Origin of the sequence: Flavobacterium sp. (assembly GCF_049590715.1) — a bacterium.
GTDB lineage: Bacteria > Bacteroidota > Bacteroidia > Flavobacteriales > Flavobacteriaceae > Flavobacterium.
On record NZ_JBAWDL010000229.1, the window covers coordinates 1 to 2,291 of the forward strand.

Sequence of the window (2,291 nt, forward strand, 5' to 3'; positions counted from 1 at the left end):
CGAAATATCGAAGGATTTGTAGGAAAAGCTTAGGTTACTACCAAAGGTGTAGCGGGGAATCTGACTACCCAGGTACGTCCGGTCGTAGGTCGGGTCTACTTTGCCATCGGGTACGCCGTCGGGACCGCTGATGTCCTTATACCGGATGTCGCCCGCCTGAGGCTTGGGCGTCACGGCGGTTTGGGTGGGCCAATCGGTGATGTCCTGCGCATTCAGGAACACGCCGTCGGAGAGGTACCCGTAGTACATTTGCATCGGATAGCCGATGAACAGATCGGAGCCATTGCCCACCAGGCCATTGGGCTGGTTGACATTGCCCAGTCCCAGCGTGACTACCTTGTTGTTGATGATGGAGAAATTCCCATTGATCGAATAGCTGAAATCGTTGAATCGGTTGCGGTGGCTTATGTCAAACTCCCAGCCGGAATTCTGCATACCCCCCGTATTAGTTTCTCCAATACCTACTCCCAAAACCGATGATACGCTGGACGAAGGCTTGAAAAGAATATCGTCGGTCTTGCGGTCGAAATAGGTGATGTTGAAAATGATGCGATCATTCAGAAAACCCGATTCGATACCCAAGTCGAACGTTTTGGTAGATTCCCAGCGAATATTGGGGTCGGTGTAAATGGAATACGCGGCTCCGGTATTGAGGGTGTTACCAAAGGGATAGTTTTTGCCGGCAGTAAGTACCTGCTGGTAGGGGTAGTTACCGATATTCTGGTTGCCCAATACCCCGTACGACGCTTTTATTTTTAAATCAGAAATCCAGGAGAGCGATTTGATGAAGGGCTCCTGCGAGAGTCGCCAGCCGACTGCCGCTGAGGGAAAGAGGGCGTATTTCTGACCCGTAGGGAAGCGGGAAGAACCGTCGTTACGCACCGTAACTTCAAAGAGGTACTTCTCCTTAAAGCTATACTTAAATCGCGAGAACAACGATTGAATGGCCCAGGCCTGATCAAATCCGTTGGATTGCTGATTTTCTAACCCGCCTAAATCTAATACAGTATACTGATTGCTGGGAAAATTCTGACGGTAACCGGCAAAATAGGAGGAATCCTGTTGTTCGAATGAGTAGCCAGCCAGTAGGCTCAAGTAATGACTTTTTATTTCCCGGTTATACTCACTGGTAAACTGCATGGTTTTGTATATCTGCTTATTACTAACCTGATTCAGGTAAGACTGATTAAGGGTGATCTGGTCGTTCAGCCGCTGAGAGGCCAGATATGACCGGCGTTCGAGTAGACTGAAATTATAGCCGCCAATAGCCGAAAGGGTCAGTCCGTCAATTGGCTTCCAGTCCAGCTTGGTATTGATGCCAAACCGTGAACTTGGCGCGGTAAAATAGGATTCAGACGCCAGCCAGGCCGTGGGGGTACCCCCGCTTTCGGGGCCGATGCCAAAATCGCTGTTGGATGCCTGCCCCAGGAATATGGCGGGGTACCGCACGGCATTCTGAATCAATTGGTCGGTAAGTTGCCCGCCTTTGTTGCCCGTGGCCTGGGGTTCTTCCTGCTTGGCGATGGAGCCGGAAAGCCGAGTGATCAACTCAAAATGCTTGCCGATCTTGTTCTGCAAATTAAGGCGCTGGTTGAAACGATTGTACTGGTTCTTGGGAATAATGCCCTGCTGCTGCAGCACACCGCCCGACAGAAAAAAGCGGTTGTTCTCGTTGCCGCCGTTCAGCGTTACGGTGTGGCTGGTTTGGGTACCCTTGCGCGAAAACAAGTCGTTCAAAAACCTGGTATTGGGATAGTTATCAGGATCGCTCTGTGACCGGTATTTGGCAATGTCATCCGCCGAGAAGCTATTGCTGCCCGAGGCGGCATTGAACATTTCGGCGTACTCCCACGAATTGACAAAATCGGGTAACTTGGTCGCGCTGTTGAAGCCCGTGTACCCGTCGTAGCTAACCGACAATTTATCGGTGGTGCTTATTTTGGTAGTAATCAGAATGACCCCATTGGCCGACCGCGCGCCGTAGATGGCCGCCGAAGAAGCATCTTTCAGTACCGAAATGGTTTTGATGTCGTTGGGGTTGATGTCGTTCATATTGCCCGGTATGCCGTCAATCAGCACCAAAGCGTCGGGCGCTGCCCCGAATGAACCTACCCCCCGTACCCGAATCTGTCCACCGCTTTCGCCGGGCCTACCTGACCGCTGAATCACCGTTACGCCCGGCATTTGGCCCGTAATGGCCTGCGAAGCCTGGGTTACGGGACGATTTTCGATGTTCTCGGAGGTGATCTGTGAAATAGAACCGATTACATTCACTTTCTTTTGGGTGCCAT

General features: G+C 51.4%; 1 protein-coding gene. It reads right to left on the reverse strand.

Annotated features, from left to right (window positions below; all coding sequences use genetic code 11):
• On the reverse strand, window positions 1-2,291 hold a 2,291-nt coding region (locus WBQ70_RS10445; protein WP_423913803.1), incomplete at both ends, for a SusC/RagA family TonB-linked outer membrane protein.